The sequence below is a fragment of the Marinobacter sp. MDS2 genome (genome assembly GCF_030718085.1).
Lineage (GTDB): Bacteria > Pseudomonadota > Gammaproteobacteria > Pseudomonadales > Oleiphilaceae > Marinobacter.
On sequence record NZ_JAVAJF010000001.1, the window covers coordinates 1365589 to 1383674 of the forward strand.

General features: G+C 57.4%; 17 protein-coding genes. 7 read left to right on the forward strand and 10 right to left on the reverse strand.

Annotation, left to right across the window (positions count from 1 at the left end):
* Positions 1-45: 45 nt before the first annotated feature.
* The gene (gene pedF / locus Q9245_RS06495) at positions 46-474 is read right to left on the reverse strand and encodes a cytochrome c-550 PedF (RefSeq protein WP_114334743.1); all 429 of its coding nucleotides are present in this window, start codon (positions 472-474) and stop codon (positions 46-48) included.
* Between the two features lie 361 nt (positions 475-835).
* Here pedF and Q9245_RS06500 point away from each other — a divergent pair, with 361 nt between their 5' ends.
* Together Q9245_RS06500 and Q9245_RS06505 are read left to right on the forward strand one after the other, a co-directional pair.
* Positions 836-2683, forward strand: a complete 1848-nt coding sequence (locus Q9245_RS06500) for a methanol/ethanol family PQQ-dependent dehydrogenase (protein WP_305896366.1) — start codon at positions 836-838, stop codon at positions 2681-2683.
* 73 nt (positions 2684-2756) lie between these two features.
* Positions 2757-3413: a pentapeptide repeat-containing protein gene (locus Q9245_RS06505; protein ID WP_305896367.1), complete on the forward strand. Its 657-nt coding sequence runs from the start codon at positions 2757-2759 to the stop codon at positions 3411-3413.
* Between the two features lie 27 nt (positions 3414-3440).
* On the opposite strand, the gene Q9245_RS06510 is transcribed toward Q9245_RS06505, so the two are convergent.
* The gene (locus Q9245_RS06510; RefSeq protein WP_305896368.1) at positions 3441-4097 is read right to left on the reverse strand and encodes a response regulator transcription factor; all 657 of its coding nucleotides are present in this window, start codon (positions 4095-4097) and stop codon (positions 3441-3443) included.
* Between the two features lie 3 nt (positions 4098-4100).
* Positions 4101-5342, reverse strand: coding sequence for a histidine kinase (locus Q9245_RS06515; protein ID WP_305896369.1), 1242 nt, complete (start codon positions 5340-5342; stop codon positions 4101-4103).
* 163 nt (positions 5343-5505) lie between these two features.
* On the opposite strand from Q9245_RS06515, the gene Q9245_RS06520 reads away from it, so the two are divergent.
* Genes Q9245_RS06520 through Q9245_RS06535 form a run of 4 tightly spaced genes read left to right on the forward strand, consistent with a single transcriptional unit; the run spans position 5506 to position 9226 of the window.
* Positions 5506-6693 carry an ABC transporter substrate-binding protein gene (locus tag Q9245_RS06520; RefSeq protein ID WP_305896370.1) on the forward strand — a complete coding sequence of 396 codons (1188 nt, stop codon included), beginning with the start codon at positions 5506-5508 and terminating at the stop codon, positions 6691-6693.
* A 40-nt stretch (positions 6694-6733) separates the two neighbouring features.
* Complete coding sequence (locus Q9245_RS06525; protein WP_058341846.1) at positions 6734-7708, forward strand: YVTN family beta-propeller repeat protein; 975 nt, start codon at positions 6734-6736, stop codon at positions 7706-7708.
* On the forward strand, positions 7705-8427 hold the full coding sequence (locus Q9245_RS06530) for an ABC transporter ATP-binding protein (protein ID WP_305896371.1): 723 nt from the start codon (positions 7705-7707) through the stop codon (positions 8425-8427). The genes Q9245_RS06525 and Q9245_RS06530 overlap by 4 nt, the downstream gene beginning before the upstream one ends.
* A gap of 1 nt (position 8428) precedes the next feature.
* Positions 8429-9226, forward strand: a complete 798-nt coding sequence (locus tag Q9245_RS06535) for an ABC transporter permease (protein WP_305896372.1) — start codon at positions 8429-8431, stop codon at positions 9224-9226.
* Positions 9227-9241: 15 nt separating this feature from the next.
* Here the strand turns inward: Q9245_RS06535 and Q9245_RS06540 are convergent, their stop codons facing one another.
* Genes Q9245_RS06540 through Q9245_RS06555 form a run of 4 tightly spaced genes read right to left on the reverse strand, consistent with a single transcriptional unit; the run spans position 9242 to position 12090 of the window.
* Entirely contained in the window at positions 9242-9670 is a 429-nt protein-coding gene (locus tag Q9245_RS06540) for a tetratricopeptide repeat protein (protein WP_286816414.1), read from the reverse strand.
* A gap of 29 nt (positions 9671-9699) precedes the next feature.
* Entirely contained in the window at positions 9700-10371 is a 672-nt protein-coding gene (locus Q9245_RS06545) for an ATP-binding cassette domain-containing protein (RefSeq protein ID WP_305896373.1), read from the reverse strand.
* Positions 10364-11140 carry an ABC transporter permease gene (locus Q9245_RS06550; RefSeq protein WP_305896374.1) on the reverse strand — a complete coding sequence of 259 codons (777 nt, stop codon included), beginning with the start codon at positions 11138-11140 and terminating at the stop codon, positions 10364-10366. The genes Q9245_RS06545 and Q9245_RS06550 overlap by 8 nt, the downstream gene beginning before the upstream one ends.
* On the reverse strand, positions 11137-12090 hold the full coding sequence (locus Q9245_RS06555) for an ABC transporter substrate-binding protein (protein WP_305896375.1): 954 nt from the start codon (positions 12088-12090) through the stop codon (positions 11137-11139). Before Q9245_RS06555 ends, Q9245_RS06550 begins: the two co-directional genes overlap by 4 nt.
* Before the next feature lie 334 nt (positions 12091-12424).
* Here Q9245_RS06555 and Q9245_RS06560 point away from each other — a divergent pair, with 334 nt between their 5' ends.
* Entirely contained in the window at positions 12425-13102 is a 678-nt protein-coding gene (locus Q9245_RS06560; RefSeq protein WP_305897184.1) for a response regulator transcription factor, read from the forward strand.
* 19 nt (positions 13103-13121) lie between these two features.
* On the opposite strand, the gene Q9245_RS06565 is transcribed toward Q9245_RS06560, so the two are convergent.
* From Q9245_RS06565 to Q9245_RS06575, 3 genes are all read right to left on the reverse strand, one after another.
* Positions 13122-15386 carry a NahK/ErcS family hybrid sensor histidine kinase/response regulator gene (locus Q9245_RS06565; RefSeq protein WP_305897185.1) on the reverse strand — a complete coding sequence of 755 codons (2265 nt, stop codon included), beginning with the start codon at positions 15384-15386 and terminating at the stop codon, positions 13122-13124.
* Positions 15370-16530, reverse strand: a complete 1161-nt coding sequence (gene nosP, locus Q9245_RS06570) for a nitric oxide-sensing protein NosP (protein ID WP_323753215.1) — start codon at positions 16528-16530, stop codon at positions 15370-15372. Before nosP ends, Q9245_RS06565 begins: the two co-directional genes overlap by 17 nt.
* Before the next feature lie 255 nt (positions 16531-16785).
* Positions 16786-17922: a porin gene (locus Q9245_RS06575; RefSeq protein ID WP_305896377.1), complete on the reverse strand. Its 1137-nt coding sequence runs from the start codon at positions 17920-17922 to the stop codon at positions 16786-16788.
* Positions 17923-18086: the final 164 nt, after the last annotated feature.

Sequence of the window (18086 nt, forward strand, 5' to 3'; positions counted from 1 at the left end):
CGGCACAGGGCCGGCTATGTTCAGAGCATCTGGACAATCATGGCGTTATTCAGGCTTGGGCAGAGACTCAACATAGGTCCGGATGGCCCACATTGCGTTCTGATCCAGGCTTTTCTTCCAGGACGGCATACCCCGGTCGGTACCGTTACGCACCCGGGTAATAAAGTACTCGTCATCCCACTCCGTCAGCTCCCGCAGGTCCGGCGTCAGCCCGCCCGACATGGCACGAATACCATGGCAACTGGCACAGTTGCCGGCATAGGCGCTTTCGCCCACTTTCACGGCTTCACTGTAGTACTCACTCAACTCATTTCCTTCACGGAATGGATTCTCCATACGCACTTCGTCGCCAAGAGAAGGCAGGTTACCGGTGTTTACCGGCTGTGGTGTCACGTTGCCATGAGCCATGGCCAAACCGGCAGCACCTGCCAGCACGATGGCAATAAGCGGTCTGATTGAAATAGGCATTGTCATTGTTGCTACCTCTATTTGGTTGTCCCAGTGTTGGCTATTGGATTTGTCGGTTGCCAACTCACTGCCAAACAGTCTAAGAACCTGTACCGCTGTTCCGAATGCCACTTTGGGGTTTCCGGCTTAGTTCCTTGGTAGTACACGATCCGGGCGAAGGCGAAAGCACAAGGCAGCATCCTGAAACCGAAAATCCAGCCATTTTTCAGCAAGAAACCGATCATCCGGGAAATTTTCCCGACAATTTCTGACATTTTCCCGAACATCACCTGTCATTTTCCGTCGCCGGACTACCAGGCATTTGCCAATACTCGGAACGTCAGCGTTCTTAACGCGCTGTTCACAACAACAATCAAGGGGAAGGAATATGAATCGTCGACAACATCCACTGATCAGGGGCATCAGCCTGGCCCTGGCGATGGGGACTGCGGGCGCCTTGAGCATGACCACTCAGGCAAAAGAAGTGAGCTGGGAAGACATCGTAAACGACGCCGAAACCACCCAGGATGTTCTGGGCTATGGTATCGGCCCCAAGGCCCAGCGCTACAGCCCGATGACAACCATCAACAAGGACAATATCGAGAGGCTGGTTCCCGCCTGGTCATTCTCGTTCGGGGATGAAAAACAACGGGGCCAGGAGTCTCAGGCGCTGGTACACGACGGCGTGATCTACGTTACCGGCTCCTACTCCCGGCTGTATGCACTCGATGCAAAAACCGGGGAACGGCTATGGGAATACAACCATCGTCTGCCGGAAGGCATTCGGCCCTGCTGTGATGTGGTGAACCGCGGCGCTGCCATTTTTGGCGACAAGGTTTTCTTCGGCACTCTGGATGCGGGCATTGTGGCCCTGAATAAAGACACCGGGAAAATCGCCTGGCGCAAGAAGTTCGCTGACCACGAAGAAGGCTACACCATGACCGGCGCCCCGACGCTGGTGAAAGACCAGAAAACCGGAAAGGTTCTGCTGATCCACGGCTCTTCCGGAGACGAGTTCGGTGTGGTGGGCAAACTCTTCGCCCGGGATCCGGACACCGGTGAGGAAGTCTGGATGCGTCCCTTCGTTGAAGGCCATTACGGGCGCCTCAACGGCGAGAAAAGCACCCCCACCGGCGACCCCAGGGCTCCCAGCTGGCCGGATGACCCCAACAGCCCGACCGGCAAGGTAGAAGCCTGGAGCCACGGCGGCGGAGCGCCCTGGCAAAGCGCCAGTTTTGACCCGGAAACCAATACCATCATCATCGGTGCCGGCAACCCGGCCCCCTGGAACACCTGGGCCAGAACAGCGCCCGGTGGAGATCCGGCCGATTACGACAACCTATACACATCAGGACAAGTTGGCGTAGACCCAACCACCGGCGAGGTGAAATGGTTCTACCAGCATACCCCCAACGATGCCTGGGACTTCTCCGGTAACAACGAGTTGGTACTGTTTGAGTACACCGAAGGCGGAGAGCAGGTCAAAGCCACTGCCCACGCCGACCGCAACGGCTTTTTCTATGTGGTGGACCGCACCAACGGCGAATTCCGGAAAGGCTTTCCGTTTGTGGACAACATCACCTGGGCAAAGGGTATCGACAAGAACGGTCGCCCTATTGAAGTCAAAGGCCAGCGGCCACCCCCTGTTCCGGAAGGTGAAACCCGGGGCGAAGCCATTGAAGTATCACCGCCCTTCCTGGGCGGCAAGAACTGGAACCCAATGGCTTACAGCCAGGATACTGGCCTGTTCTACATTCCCGCCAACCACTGGAAAGAAGACTACTGGACTGAAGAAGTCACCTACAAGAAAGGGGCTGCTTATCTGGGCCAGGGCTTCCGCATCAAACGCATGTACGATGACCACGTAGGCGTGTTGAGAGCGATGAACCCGCTCACTGGTGAGATCGAGTGGGAGCATAAAGAGAAGATGCCGTTATGGGCCGGTGTGCTCACGACCAAGGGTGGGCTTGTATTCACCGGGACTGGCGACGGTTTTCTCAAAGCCTTTGACGCCGAAACCGGGGAGGAGCTCTGGAAGTTCCAGACCGGCTCCGGAATCATTTCCCCACCCATCACCTGGGAAATGGATGGCGAGCAGTACATCGGTGTCACCTCCGGCTATGGCGGCGCTGTACCCCTTTGGGGCGGCGACATGGCTGAGCTGACCAAACCGATTTCCCAGGGCGGATCATTCTGGGTGTTCAAGCTGCCGTCATGGGCACAGGCTTCACGCTGAGTGCCGACCTACCAGGCCCGGCAATGCCGGGCCTTTTCATGCCAAAGGATGTCCATAAAAAAGAGAGCCAGACATGAAATCATGGATCACAGCAACCCTCCTGACCTCGGCTGTTTTTCCTGCCATGGCCAACGATGACATGGCCGACCTGGACACTGTTCAGGTGATCAACGGTTGCAAACTGGAGGCAGAAACCGCTTGCCCGGGCGCTGACTTGCGAGCCGCAGACCTGTCAAACCTGAACCTTCGCGGCGCAGATTTGCGGGGATCAAACCTGACTGGTGCCACCCTAAACCACACAAACCTTCGGGGTGCCAACCTCAATGGTGCAAAACTGGACAATGCCACAGGCTACCGGCTACAGCTCTACCGGGCATCCCTGCGCGGCGCCAAGGTTCGTAATGCCACCCTGCCAGGCCTTCAAGGCGAATACCTGTTTGCCCAGGGAGCGGACTTCACCGGAACGGATATTTCCGGCGCCAACTTCGCCTTTTCCCGCTTTTCAGGAGCAACACTGGCCGATACCCGGGCACCGTTCAGCAGCTTTGAAATTGCCTGGTTGCCCAAAGCAAACCTGCAAGGAGCAGACCTGACCGGAGCAGACCTCCAGGAAGCCAAGTTCGGGCACGCCAACCTTGCCAAGGCCCGGTTATCCGGGGCAAGGATTCACTTTGCCACCTTTGAAGGCACGTTTATGGAAGGCTGCACAGACTGCCCCTTTGACTGGTAAGCGCACCCGGAGAGGGCGGGGTCCGGCTCAGGCATTGCCAGCATCAAGCCCCTGCCCGAAACGCACCAGCCCGGCATCAACGGCCAGGTGCACCAGTTCGATGGACGATTCCACCTGCAACTTGCTTTTCAGTAACGCAAGGTGGTTGGAAACGGTTTTACTGCTGACGCACAGGCGTTCCGCGATTCTGGCCACGGCATCACCACGGGCAAACATCAGCAACACTTCCATTTCGCGCTGGGTCATATCCCGCAGACGACGGTCCACAGGGCGTTCCCGGTTCAAGGCAAGCCGGGTCGCAATCGGATGTTCAATGTAGGGCTGGCCGTCGCCTACCCTTCGAACGGCATCAGCCAGTTCTTCCGGAGCACAGTTCTTCGACACAAACCCCATCGCGCCCACATCAAGCGCCTGCCGGACCATGGGTAGTTCATCGTGCATGGTAAAAAACAGAATGGCCGCAGTCCGCCAGCGCTGGCGGATACGGCGAGCTACTTCAAGACCGGAAATATCCGGCAGGCCCATGTCGAGCATCAGCACATCGGGTTGAATACTGCCATATCGGGCAACGGCATCCTGCCCGTTGTCCAGCTCAGTAATCGCGACTGCCGGCAACAGATTGCGCAGCAGGTTGGCGATACCCTGCCGGACAACCAGGTGATCATCCACAATCATCAGTTTCATTCGTTAACCTCCTGAACCGGCCGAAGGCGAACCCGCTCCCGCCGCCGGCATCGCCAGCAATACCCGGGTGCCCTCTCCCAGATGGCTGAACAGTTCCATCCGGCCACCCAGACAACGGGCCCGTTCGCGCATCGAACGCAACCCCAAACCGCGACAGCCCGTCAGATCCCCGGTACCACGACCGTTATCGCAAACCACCACCTCCAGCGCACCGCTTGACTGGGCAACTGTCAGTGATGCCCGTGTAGCCTGGGCATGTCGGGAAATGTTGTTTAATGCTTCCTGCAAGAAACGGTAAAGGTGTGTTTGCTGCTCACCGGTCAGTTCCGGCAAGCAATCATCCAGCTCTAACTGGCAGCTAAGGCCACTGAGTTGTTGCCACTGCTCGGCCAGGTGGCTTATGGCCGAGTTCAGTCCCAGCTGCTCCATCACCAACGGATGCAAGTCCTGCAACAGGTGCCGGAAGTGCTTTTGCACAGTTTCGCAATGATGCGCAAGTTCACTGGCCTGTTTTTTCTGTTCACTGTTCAGCGCCGGGTCGTACAGCCATGCCCTCGCCTGGGCGCGAATACCGGTCAGATACTGACCCAGGTCGTCATGCAGAACCCGGGCTATGTGTTCACGCTCCCGATCCTGGACCCGTAAAAGTTCCGTCATCAGCTCGCGCACCGTTTTCTGCTCCTGCTCCAGGGCAGCCGCCATGGTATTGAAACGCGCCACCAGGTCGTTCACCTCCTGCAGATTATGTGCACCCAGCCTCGATGCCAGCTGGCCCCGCTCAACACTCGCCATAGCCTCGCCAAGCTCGGCCAGGGGCCGCAATCCCTGCCGGATAGCCCAACCAAGGGCCACAAAGCAAAGAGTCATGCCAAGCAAAAAGGCCGCGGAGATCAGCACAAAGCTCTCCCAGATTTCTTCGATTTCGTCTGCAGGATCCAGCTGCCAGCCGTTCACCGCCTGAGCGGGAATGCCATCTGCCATCAGGCGATAAAACCAATCCGGCATTTCCCGTGTGGTACCCGAAACCGCCTCACCAACGGAAAACGGTCTGAGATGCCGCATTTCCGGTACCAGCTCCGGCGCCAGCTGCGTTGGTGCTGGAAGACTCGCGGCCAGCTCCATCACTGACCCAAGTTCCCGCTCAATATCTCCCCTCGCCTGAAGGGTGTAGAACACCCCGCCCACTGCATATACAAGCAGGAAAACGGCCAGCATCAGCAGGGAAAGTTTCCGGTAGGCAGTCACGTCGTTATCCATCTGGCGGTATTTAGAAGCCTTACCTACATGCTACGGCGGCCATTTTTTGCAGGAATAGTTCTTTAGTACCGGCACATTCCTACTTTCTGAATATTTCCGGGAGGATTTCCCTTCCATAAGCTGGAAGGACAATAAAAACCCGGAGAATGCCATGCCCCTCTCCATCAGACAGACCCTGATGACAGCCGTTACCCGATGCACGCTGATCGGCGCCTTAGCAACAGCCACACCCGCGTTTGCCCTGGATGTTCGTATCGGTTACCTGCAGTTCGTACCCGATCAGGGGCCGGTACTTTCCAATGTCATCCCGGAACCGGAAGATGCCGGCTTGAGAGGTACTGAGCTTGCCCTGGCAGACAACAACACCTCCGGCAAGTTTCTGGGGCAGAACTATCTTCTGGAAACCCGTGTGACGGATTCTGAAGAGACTGCCCTGGCCGCCTTTACCGAACTGCAGGACGCCGGTATCGACCTGATCATTACCCGGATTCCCGGCCAAACCCTCCGCAAGGTTGTCGAAAGCGCCGACGACAACACACTGCTGTTTAATGCCGGTGCCCGGGACAATGCCCTGAGGACCGCCAGCTGCCACGCTAACCTGTTACACACCATACCCAGCCACGCCATGCTGACGGATGCCCTGGGGCAGTGGCTGAAGCAACGCCGCTGGCAGGAGTTGTTTCTGGTAACCGGCCCGACACCAGAAGACAAAGCCTGGGCCGAGGCCTTCCGCCGCACCAGCAAGCGTTTTGGATTAGACATCGTTGAAGATAAGCCCTGGACCTTAGATGCGGATCTGCGCCGGACCGCTTCAAAGGAACTGCCCCTGTTTACCCAGGGCGACGACTACGACGCGGTAGTCGTTGCCGATGTCCGGGGTGACTTTGGTGAATATGTGCCGTTCAACACCTGGCTGCCGCGCCCGGTGGTGGGAACCCAGGGCATGACACCGGTTGCCTGGCACCGGGTGGTGGAAAGCTGGGGCGCTGCCCAGCTTCAGAACCGGTTCCGGGAACTGTCAGGCCGAAATATGAACAGCGAAGACTACGCGGCCTGGGCTGCAGTGCGAGCCATCGGCACCGCTGTGACGGCCATCAGTAAAGCCGATGCGCCTGCCATCAGGGACTTCCTGTTCAGCGACAAATTTGACCTTGCTGGCTTCAAGGGCCGGAAGCTCACCTTCCGGGACTGGAATGGCCAACTCCGTCAGCCGATTCCGCTGGTGCATCCCAGAGGCCTGGTTGCCCAGGCACCGTTTGAAGGCTTCCTGCATCCCGAAAGCGAGATGGACACTCTCGGTTACGACAAGCCTGAAAGTAAATGCCGGATCAACAACTGACCGCCAAGGCAGCAGCACTCAAAACAAGAAGGAGTTACCCATGAGAACCCTGTTCAAGCAAACGGCACTGGCTGCCATGATTGGCCTTTCCACGCCCGCACTGGCCAGCCTGGCCTATGTCTCCAATGAGAAGGACAACACGCTTTCCATCATCGATACCGAAACCCAGGAAGTGGTCGAAACCATCGATGTTGGCCAGCGCCCCCGGGGCATTCTGCTGTCCAAGGACTACACCAAGCTCTACATCTGCGCCAGCGATGACGATACCGTACAGGTTTTTGACCTGGCCACCCGCAAGATTGTTGACACTTTGCCCTCAGGGGAGGATCCGGAGCAGTTTTCCCTGCACCCTAACAACAAACATCTGTACATCGCCAACGAAGATGATGCGATCGTGACCGTGGTGGATGTTGAGACCAAGGAGGTCCTGGCCCAGATTGATGTGGGTATCGAACCCGAAGGCATGGCGGTGAGCCCGGATGGTAAGTGGGCAGTAAACACCTCCGAAACCACCAGCATGCTGCACTGGATCAACACCGAAACCTTCGAGATCGAGAAAAACATCGTTGTTGGCCAGCGCCCGCGCCATGTCGAGTTCAGCAAGGACAGTAAAATCGCCTGGGCCTCTGCTGAAATCGGCGGTACCGTCCACATCATTGATGTAGACAACCTGGAGCAGGTCCACGAGATGTCATTCAAGGTACCCGGCGTTAGCCCGGATCGGGTCCAGCCGGTGGGTATCGAGCTGACCTCTGATGGCAAATATGCCTTCGTGGCCCTGGGCCCCTCAAACCATGTGGCGGTCGTAGACGCCCAGTCCTACGAAGTACTGGACTATCTTCTGGTAGGTAGCCGCGTTTGGCAGTTGGACCTGGATAAAGACGAAAAGCACCTTTACACCACCAACGGGGTCTCCGGTGACGTGTCCGTGATTGATGTGGAAGACCTGAAGGTGATCAAGTCCATCAAGGTAGGCCGCTACCCCTGGGGTGTGGTCATCGACCCGACTTCATGACCATCGAAGCGAGCAACCTCAGCTTTCGTTACGGCGACAAGCAGGTGCTCCGGGAGGTCAGCTTTGCGCTGACCTCTGGCCGCTTCCACGCCTTGCTCGGACCCAACGGTGCCGGCAAATCAACCCTGTTCGGGCTGCTCACACGGCTACTAGCCCTGCAGCAGGGCGATATCTTCATGGCCGGGCAGTCTCTGAAAAAGCAGCCTGCCGATGCCATGCGCCAGATCGGCGTGGTGTTCCAGCAGAACGCCCTGGACCTGGATCTGACCGTCCGCCAGAACCTGCAGTACCACGCCGCGCTGCATGGCCTTTCCCGCAAGGAAGCCAGGGCTCGGGGTGACCGGGAGCTGGAACGCTTCAGCCTGCTGGATCGGGCCAACGATGCCGTCCGCCAGCTCAACGGCGGCCACCGACGGCGGGTGGAAATTGCCCGCGCCTTGCTGCATGAACCCTCGCTGTTGTTGCTCGACGAACCCACGGTGGGCCTGGACGTGGCCAGCCGAAAAGCGCTCAACGAACACGTAAGAACCCTATGCAAGGAAGACGACCTGACCGTGCTCTGGGCTACCCACCTGATCGAGGAAGTCCGTGCGGAAGACCGGGTCCTGATCCTGCACCAGGGCCAGTTGCTGGCTGACGGTAAAGGCCAGGCCATCTGCGAAGCCGCCGGCACCCGGGACCTGGCCGAAACCTTCCATTCCCTGACCGGAGCCGGCTGATATGAAAGCAGCTCACTACTGGCATTGTTTCGTAGGCATCCAGACACGAGAATGGTTGCGGTTCTGGCAGCAGCGCACCCGCTTTGCCAGCGCCCTGGTGCGGCCACTGCTTTGGCTGGTGGTGTTCGCCGCCGGGTTCCGGGCGGTTCTTGGAATTTCCATCATCCCGCCCTATGAAACCTACATCACCTACGAGACCTACATTGCCCCCGGTCTGTGCGGCATGATCATCCTGTTCAACAGCATGCAGGGCGCCCTATCCATGGTCTACGATCGGGAGCTGGGCAGCATGCGTGTGCTACTGATGAGTCCCCTGCCCCGTCCTTTTTTGCTGGTCACCAAGCTGCTAGCCATGGGTGCGGTGTCCATTGGCCAGGTATATGTGTTCCTGCTGCTGGCACTGCTGGTGGATGTGGAACCACCGCTGTGGGGCTACCTGGCTGTGTTGCCAGCGTTGATCCTTACCAGCCTGATGCTGGGCGCGTTGGGGCTATTGATCGCCACATGGATCAAGCAACTGGAGAATTTCGCCGGGGTAATGAACTTTGTCATCTTCCCGATGTTCTTCATGTCCTCGGCGCTCTATCCGCTTTGGCGCATGAACGAAGCCAGTCCCTGGCTGTACTGGATCTGCCAGTTCAATCCGTTTACCCACGCCGTTGAAGCGATACGATTCTCACTGTATCTGGAATGGAATCCGGTGGCCTATGGCATTACAGCAACGGTGACTGTCGTCTTATCCCTGCTCGCGACGGCCGGGTTTAAACCTCAGCGCACTAGGATACTGGCAAACTCATAACCCGGGAGATCAGCGTTACTCATCAGATTCCAATGCTGCCTTTGCTCGCCAAAAATCGGCCAAGATCGGGTCTGCTTCGGTGCCTATGCCCTGAGCATAAGCTTGTGCCACTGCATGCATACATAGTCTGTCGCCGGCTTTTGCACCTTTCAAATACCACTCGAATGCCTTGGCATCACTTTGCTCCACACCCAAACCATTCGCGTACATATTCGCCAGATTGTAGATTCCCTGGTGGCTTCCCGATTCTGCAAGCGTCTGGTAGCGCTCGAAAGCCAGATCATACTGGCCCATCTTATAAACAGCATAGGCCTCAAGCACTTGAACCATCTCGCGAGCCACGCCCATTTGCTGTTCCGATTCGTCTGCATACAGGGCAAACGAAGGCAACAGCCAAAAACTCACGGCCATGACTGTCAATTTTCTAGCGTATTGGAGTTTCATAAATGCCTCCGGGGGTTTAAAAGGTTTCACTACGACGCACCCTCTGACTCGCCACGAAGCCGCCGGAGCACCCCCCCAATCAACCCCGACACACCAACATGATTATCCCATCGCAACCGAGCCGGCTTGCCGTCTAGATACCAAAGCCGGTTCGCCAAAATTTCCACATCCTGGCCATCGTGCGTCACACAGATCATGGCCATATCTGGATGGTCGTCCAGAATGCTGGCGATCAATAGTTTCAGGTCGCTGGCCATCACCGGATCCAGAGAGGCAAAGGGCTCATCAAGCAGCAGCAGATCCGGTTTTACTGCCAGGCAGCGTGCGAGGGCTGCTCGTCGGGCCATGCCAAGTGACAGCTGGTCGGGCAAATAACTGGCATAGTCCTGCAGTCCAACGTCAGTCAGAAGTTTCTGAGCTTCTGCCTCGCTGGCACCCACAAGTTTTAGGTTGGCCATCAAAGTCCGCCAAGGTAGCAACCGATGTTCCTGAAACAGATAGCCGATCCGCAGCTTTTCTCTTCCAACAACAGCAGGACCTTGCAACGACTGATCGAGTCCGGCGATGGCGTTTAGCAAGGTCGTTTTGCCAATGCCTGAAGGACCAAGGAGGCAAATGCGATCACCGCGGTTGATGGTAGAGAACACCTCCCCAAGCACCGGCAAGCCAAAACTGCGACCCTCTATTCTCAGCTCAAGCATGTGCCACCTCCGGCTGACGCCAGCGACTGGACCTGCGTTCGAGAGGCTGGAGGATGGCCAGCTCAATCAGCTGGACGACGGCAATAAACGCCAGGCTGTAGGCAAGAATGGCGGCCACGTCGAAAACCTGAAACGCCATATGTAATTGGAAGCCAACGCCGCTGGAACGGCCGAGCAGCTCTACCACAAGGACAATTTTCCAGATCAGGGCCAGGCCGCCTCTTGTAGCCGCCATGAGATATGGAAACAACTGCGGTACCCAGACTTCCCGCAACCGTTGCCATCGGGTGAATTCGTAGACAGTGGCCATTTCCTCGAGCCTAAAGTCCAGGCTACGGGCGCCCTCCCGGACGGTTACCGCCACGTTGGGCACTTTGTTGATGACGACAGCCATCACCGCAGCTACTTCCACCAGACCGAACCAGACATACATAAGGATGATGGTGACCAGGGCCGGCAGGTTCAGCAAAAGCACCAGCAAGGGATCGAACAGGGCATTGGTGGTTTGCGAACGACCCATGACGATGCCGATAGCGGTGCCAATGATCATGGCCAGAATAAAGGCGACCACCACACGCCCAAGGGTCGCGCCCAGATGATGCCAGAGCTCGCCGGTGGCCGATTCACGAATCAGGGTGTCGAGCACGTTCAGAGGCGTCGGCAAGAGGGGCGACTGAAGCAGCCAGGCAATGAGCCCCCAGAGCAGGACAAACGACGGCAGGACTACCCAGTAGCTCCACAGCGGCGGCCGGCCGGCACGGCCTTTCACGGCTGCCTCTGGTAAAACAGATGGGCCGGCATAAGGTTGTCCGGGTCGGCGCCGGTGAGGGTCATCAAACGCTGTAGGTCAGCGATTCTCTGGTCCGTTTGCGGCGCAGGCGTCCCGGCGACAAAGCCCTCTCGCAGTGCTGCGAAAACACTGTCGGCCGGATCTCCCATGAGAGGACGCAAGCGCTGCCAGTAGGATGTACTCTCCGCCAGCTCGGCTTTGGCCTGTTGCAGGGAAGCTGCAAACCGATCCATCAGCGGGTCATTGTCTCGCGCCCAGAGCTCTGGAAAGACATAACCAAGCACCGGCAGGTTGCGATCCAGGTCCAGCTCAGTGAGCAGGTCAGCCATACCAAACGCCGATCGCCAGCCGCCCTCGCCCCTCAGGCGGGCCGCAAAATGCCAGTAGGTAACGATAACATCCACCTGCCCGCGCTTTAGCGCCTGGCTCAACAGAGGCGGGGCTGCGAACTGAAGTTCGGCGGATTCCTCCAGATTGATTCCCTGGCGCTGAGCCACCTTCTTGAGCAGTATCCAGCCCTTACTATCCGGCCCGCCCGCAATACCAATGCGCTTGCCGGCCAGATCCGCCACCGAGCGAATCGGAGAGTTGTCAGCGACGACGATATCGCCAATCTGGGAGGAGAACGGCACGTACAGGTAGGGCGTGCCGGCCTCGAATCGTGACTGTGCCCACAGCAGATCGGCCACAGCGCCGTGCACCGAACCGCTGGTGACCGCCAGCCTGGAGGCCGGCAGGTTGGCAACCGGTTTCAACTCCAGCCGATAGCCATATTCCCGGTCCAGCTCCCGATGCAGGAGATGGTCGAGCTCCCAGTGGGCGGTTCCAAACTGCAACACGCTGACAGACAGCATGGGCAGGTCAGATGCTTCTTCCCGGGCATGGACACCGCCAGCAAGACTCAAAAGAAAACATAGCAGTGCGGCCATTGCCTGTTTGATCCATGGATCAGCAAGAGAGAATGCGGAGACGGTCGTTATTGTTGGTTGTAGGCTCATTACTACACGATACGAAGCCCGCAGCCCGGCAAGAATAGTACTTTGGTGCCTGTTTTTTGGTGCGATGGTCGCATTCAACCCAAGGCCAATATGGCGTGTAATGAAACCATCACAATAATAAACAGAGGATCGGAACCGACTCCGGCGATTCTCTGCACAGGAGGCCGCCATGCTGAACGAGCTCGATGCCGCACTGTCTTCCGAAAACCGCTATCATGACTCGGAAGCCATCCCCGACAATGAAAACAAGCAGGTAGAAGCAACCATGGAACCGGCGTATAAGATTCTGATTGCCGACGACCACCCGCTGTTCCGGGAAGCCATCAGCAGCGTTATCGCGTCTGGCTTTGAAGGTAGTGAAATCCTTGAAACCGCGGATCTGGACAGCGCCCTCGAAATCACCCGAGAGAATGACGATCTGGACTTGATTTTGCTCGATCTGAACATGCCGGGCATGCACGGCTTGAATGGGCTAATCACACTGCGCAACGAGGCACCCACCATTCCGGTGGTAATTGTCTCTGCGGAAGAAGACAAGCAAGTGGTGCTTCAGGCGATCACTTATGGCGCGGTCGGCTTTATTACCAAGTCATCGCCCCGCCCCCAGATGACGGAAGCCATCCAGCAGATATTGAACGGAAATGTCTATCTGCCTTCAGACATCATTCGTACCGGTAAGGAAAGCTCCCACCGGCGTACTCGAAGCGATGAGAACCTGATTTCGCCGGAACTACTGAACTCTCTCACCCGGCGCCAGTTGTTGGTGCTGGAACGTATGGCCAAGGGTGAATCCAACAAGCAAATTGCCTACAACCTCAACATCGCAGAAACCACGGTCAAGGCCCACGTCTCCGCGATCCTGAGAAAGCTCGGTGTTCACAACCGGGTACAGGCTATCCTATCGGCTGGGGATGTGGACTTCAGTCAGTATCTCAAACGCTGAACGCAGCCGGCATCAGCACTCAGCAACGCATCACGTGATTGAGTACACTCCTGAGCTTAAGCGGTTTGACCGGTTTGTTCATCAACAGGTAACCAAGCTCCCGGATATGCTGTTTCAGTTCATTGGTGTAGTTGGCGGTGATCATCAGGACCGGCGCTGGCTGTAAGCGCTGAGCATTGATCACTTCCACCGCGTCGACGCCATTTTCATCATTATCCAGGTGATAATCCGCCAGTATCAGATCTACCGGAGCCCTTGCCACATCTACCTGCCCTGCCAGGCCCTCGGCAGAAACGGCTGTGGTGACCCGGCAACCCCAGCCTTCCAGCAAGGTCTTCATCCCCTGGCAGATAGCCAGATCATTATCGATCACCCACACCCGGGCGCCTTTCAAACCACTATCGAGCATCGGCAGGTGAGGCCCTCGGGGTGCCGGTTGGGCTGACTGAAGTTCTCCGAGGGGCACCCGGACGCTGAACACGGAGCCTTTTCCCTCAACAGATGATACCGAGATCTCATGGCCCAACATCCGGGCAATCTTGTCAACGATAGCCAGGCCCAGGCCCAGCCCTTTGTCTGCCTGGGCACCCTTGGGGCGAATCCGTTTAAACTCCTGAAAGATTTCGGTGAGCTTGTCTGCCGGAATGCCTGGCCCGGTGTCCCAGACCTGCAGCAACACGTGGTCATGCTCGCGACGGCAACCAAGCAGAATCCGGCCCTGGCCGGTATAACGAATGGCATTGGTCAGGAAGTTTCGCAGTATCCGCGCCAGCAACTGTGAATCCGACTGAACCACTGCAGAGCAGGGCACGAAATCCAGCCGCTGCCCTTCAGCCAGAGCCATCTGCCGGAACTCCCGGGCGATGTTATTGAGCAGATCCCGGAGGTCAAAGGCGGTCACGTCCGGAGTGATCACTCCGGCATCCAGCTTGGAAATATCCACCAGTGTGCCCAGCAGATTCTCTACATCATCCAACGAAGTACTGACCGAACGCACAAGGCTCTCGGCCTTGGGCCCGAAGCTCTGCTCAAGTAATGCACTGGTGAACAAGCGTGCGGCATTAAGCGGCTGCAGCAGATCGTGACTGACAGCAGCCAGGAACTTGGTTTTGGACAGGTTGGCCTGTTCAGCCTCCTGCTTCGCTTCCCGGAGACGGGCTTCCACTGCAGAACGTTCCGAAATTTCCTGCCGGAGTTGCTGGTTCAGGCCTGTCAAGGCGGCGGTGCGCTCTCGCACCCGGTGCTCCAGATCGTCGTAGGCCTGCTCCAGCGCAATCGCGGTCTTGCGCCTTTCAGTGATGTCTCGGATCAGAACAAAAAAGCCGGTCACCTCGCCGGTTTCATCCCTGTTGGGCACATAGGAACGCAACATGTACCGCTGTTCACCATGCTCGCCGGTTTCCTCGAACTCAAAGTTCACACTGTGCCCGTCCAGTACTTCCAGTATCTGGGGCAGCAGACGCTGGTAGAACTCATCGGAATGCACTTGCTCCAGACGCTTGCCCAGTGGCGACACACCATTACGGCCATACCAGGCCTGATAAACCTTGTTGCAGAACTGGACGGTGAGGTCTGCCCCTACATAGGCAATCAACGCCGGCACATGGTCGGTGACGACCCGGATCCAGCGCTCGCTTTCTTCCAGCGCCTTGATGCGACGGGCCATTTCACTGTTCTTGACGTCGGTAATATCGGAGTAGAGCACCACCTGACCACCCTCACGGGTGGTACGCTCGGTCATTTGTACCCAGCGGCCGTTAGAGAGCAGGAACACTGTTCCTTCGGCGTCGTCGTGACTGTGCTCTTCAACCACCAGGCCGGAACTCAGGGCCAGGGCTTTCACAGCTTCAATGGGCGTGCCTGCTTGGGGTACCGGCACCCCCGCGTGGCGCCAGTAGCTCCGGAACCGGCTATTGGTCTGGATGAGGCAGTGGTCGCGGTCAAACAGCACAAATCCGTCGGCAATGCTTTCAATGGCATCACTCAATCGCTGCCGCGAGGTCTCAGCTTCTTCCCGGGCACGCATCAGGGCTTTATTACTGGCCTTGAGTTCTTCCATGGTCAGGTTCAGGGCTTCCGTGCGCTCACGGACCTGCTCGGCCAGTATCACCGAGTGCTCGAACGCCGCGTAGGGCTCCGGCTTGTGGGCAGAGCCAGACTCCACCCGAACAATCAGCGCGTCCCGGATGTCACGCAGGCGCCGGTTTTCAGCCTCCAGTTCCGCGATGCGTTGGTCCTTGGCGGACTCGCCGGAAGATTCGGGGAGATCAGGTACTGAACTCAGGCTGGCCAATGACCACCCCCGTAAAGGTCTGATTAATGTGCATACCGTTGAATTGCTCCCCGTAGGTGTTGAATCCCACCACACGGTGCGCTTTGAGGAATTCGGAAACGGCGTCACTTTGGCCGGTCAGTTCGGCTTCGAGCCGGCGTAAAAAGCAGTCGCACCCCAGTGTCACCAGCGGTGTGCCGACCACCCGCTCGGAGGCTTCAATCTGGGTTCGTACACTGTCCAGGAGCGAACCCGGCGCCATGGCGGTCATCACAATGCCAGTCTCCACTGCGCAATAGAACGTGAGACTGCGATCAGGATTGACTCTCTGGATAGAGCGAACGAAATAGTTCCCGCCCACTCGAACGCCCAGGGGCCGCAGGGCAAACACCTTGCGGTCCAGTTGCTCCGGCGACACCCCGACCATCCGCGCATAAACGTCGGCCGCAGGCTCTGCATTCAACTCATAGACGGTTCTGCTTTGCGGGCAGGCCCGGGTAACCACCAGCTTTTCATCCAGTGGCTCCATGTGGTGGGTGGAAAACACGCGAAAATCCAGCGGTGTATTCACCAGCATGACGGTGGCCGCCCCGCAGTGAAATTCACCATCGTAATAAACGTGGGTATCGGCCAGGCGTTCATCATCCCCCGCGGAACCGCCAAACTGAGGGATTGTGCCTAAAGCCGCGTTGAGGGTCGCTAGCACCAGCTCTTCCCGGCTGGAAAGCCCGTCCAGTAAGGTAATCGCGAAAGTATTACCCTTGACCGGCGCCAGGTTGGCATCCCGGCAGGTGGTCAGCATCTGGTCAATCACACCCTGGGCGTCCTGCAGGGTGAATCGATCCAACTGCCGAATCAAAGCACAATCGATGGCGAAGTAACGGGCATCAAACCCGATGGCGCTGATGCAGCCCCGGTCGTATCCCTGCTCGGTAATCTCACCGGCCGAGGTGCAACCGTAGACACGCACACCAGAGAAGGCTTTCTGCAGAGCAGGGCCCAATTTCTGCAGGTCATATTCAACAGAGCAGAAGAACAGCACGCAACCCAGGTTGTCGTGCACAAGCCGCTTGGCAAGCTCTGCGGCGGCCAGCTCGGGCTTGCGGACGCTGGAACTGGCGACTCGCACTGCGGGTAACTGACTGACTGGCTTCATCGGTAGCCTGCTCGGAATACGGGAATCTGATACCGATTCTACGCCTCCTGAACCACCAGCCAATGCGACTTCAGTGCACTTTGTCGGCGCGCCAAATCTTCCGTAAGTCATTGATTATATTCCCCTTGAATCAATGTCCGGTGACGCAGCCAGGTTTTGGCAAGAGCAAACCGGCACTTTAGTCTGAGACGGCCATCGCAGGCGCACCGGCGTCCTGCCGGCTACCTGCAAGGCCATAGACAGGAGCGAAGCTCCTCAGAACATCACAACGGCACCCAATGCCAGAGTGTTGGCGTCTGCGGCTTTCACACCGGTAGACTTGGTTTCCTGCTCGAACATGTTGTATTCGGCCACCAGCTTGAAGTTGCTGTTGACGTCATGGAACACGGCCACAGAGGTGTTCTCGGTCTCGAAATTGCCCTGATCGGAATCGGTTTCACCGTAAGACAGCACAAAGCGGTTCGCCCCCAGGGTGTAGGAAGCCTGAACCAGGTAGCCATCAGCGTCTTCTTCAGAGGCCAGAGCCCCATCAGTAATCAGAACCGGCGCGTCGCCTTTGGAAGTGAAGCCTGAAGCGGTCAGGGACAGACCGGCCGCAGCCGCTTTCACACCATACCCAACACCACGACTATCTATTTTAGTGTTGGTAGTGGCGTTATCTGAGCGCTGGTGACGACCATTTACCCACCCCGTCAGGGTCACACCGTTCAGATCGGCGCTGTAGGTCACTTCCGCTTCAAAACGCGGAGCAGATTGCTCACCTGTAGAGGTGACTTCGCCGTCACCATTTACCCCGCGCGCAGTGTCGGCCGGCTCAAAGATACCCGCCGCAACGTTCAGGCCACCCATATCCGGTGTGCGATAGGTGATCTGGGCGGAAGGGTTCGGGTAAGGATAACCAGTGCGGATATTGCCGAAAGACACGCCGCCTGTGGCTGCACCCGGAGAACCAAAACCCATCAGGATCTCATCCAGGAAGATATTTGAACGGGCGTACAGGCCAAAGTCTTTACCAATCAGGACCTGACCAAAACTGCCATCCACCGTTGCATAAAGTTGACGCACATCGATTGCGGTATCGGTTGGCGACTCCAAACCATCATTGATAGTACTCCAGAACGAGGAACGCCCGCCCAATGTCAGGTCACCCATCTCCTTACTGAAATTGAAGCCGATGGTGTTCGGCAAAAAACCCATCTTGACGTCGGAATTGCGCACGTCAGCGACTTTGTCATCACGGTTCACGTAAAACGCATTGAAGTAGCCATCCACCGAAAAGCTGGTGCCGTCCTCATTGTACAGTTCAATGGCCGCATTGGCTCCGGCACTGGCTCCCATGGCCGCCATCATGGCAATGGCCAACCCTGACTTTCTGAAGTTGTTGTTTTTCATACATCCCCCGGTTGTTTTTTTGGAAATCTGGGATAAGAGGACCGGTTATCCGATCGCTCCAGGCGAGGCCTGACGCCTGATTTCCATGGTCGGTGATGCAACAACAGGGGGGAATGCTTCCAGGGAGCAGGTTTTCTGCTCATTTGGGAGGCATCTGAAATGAA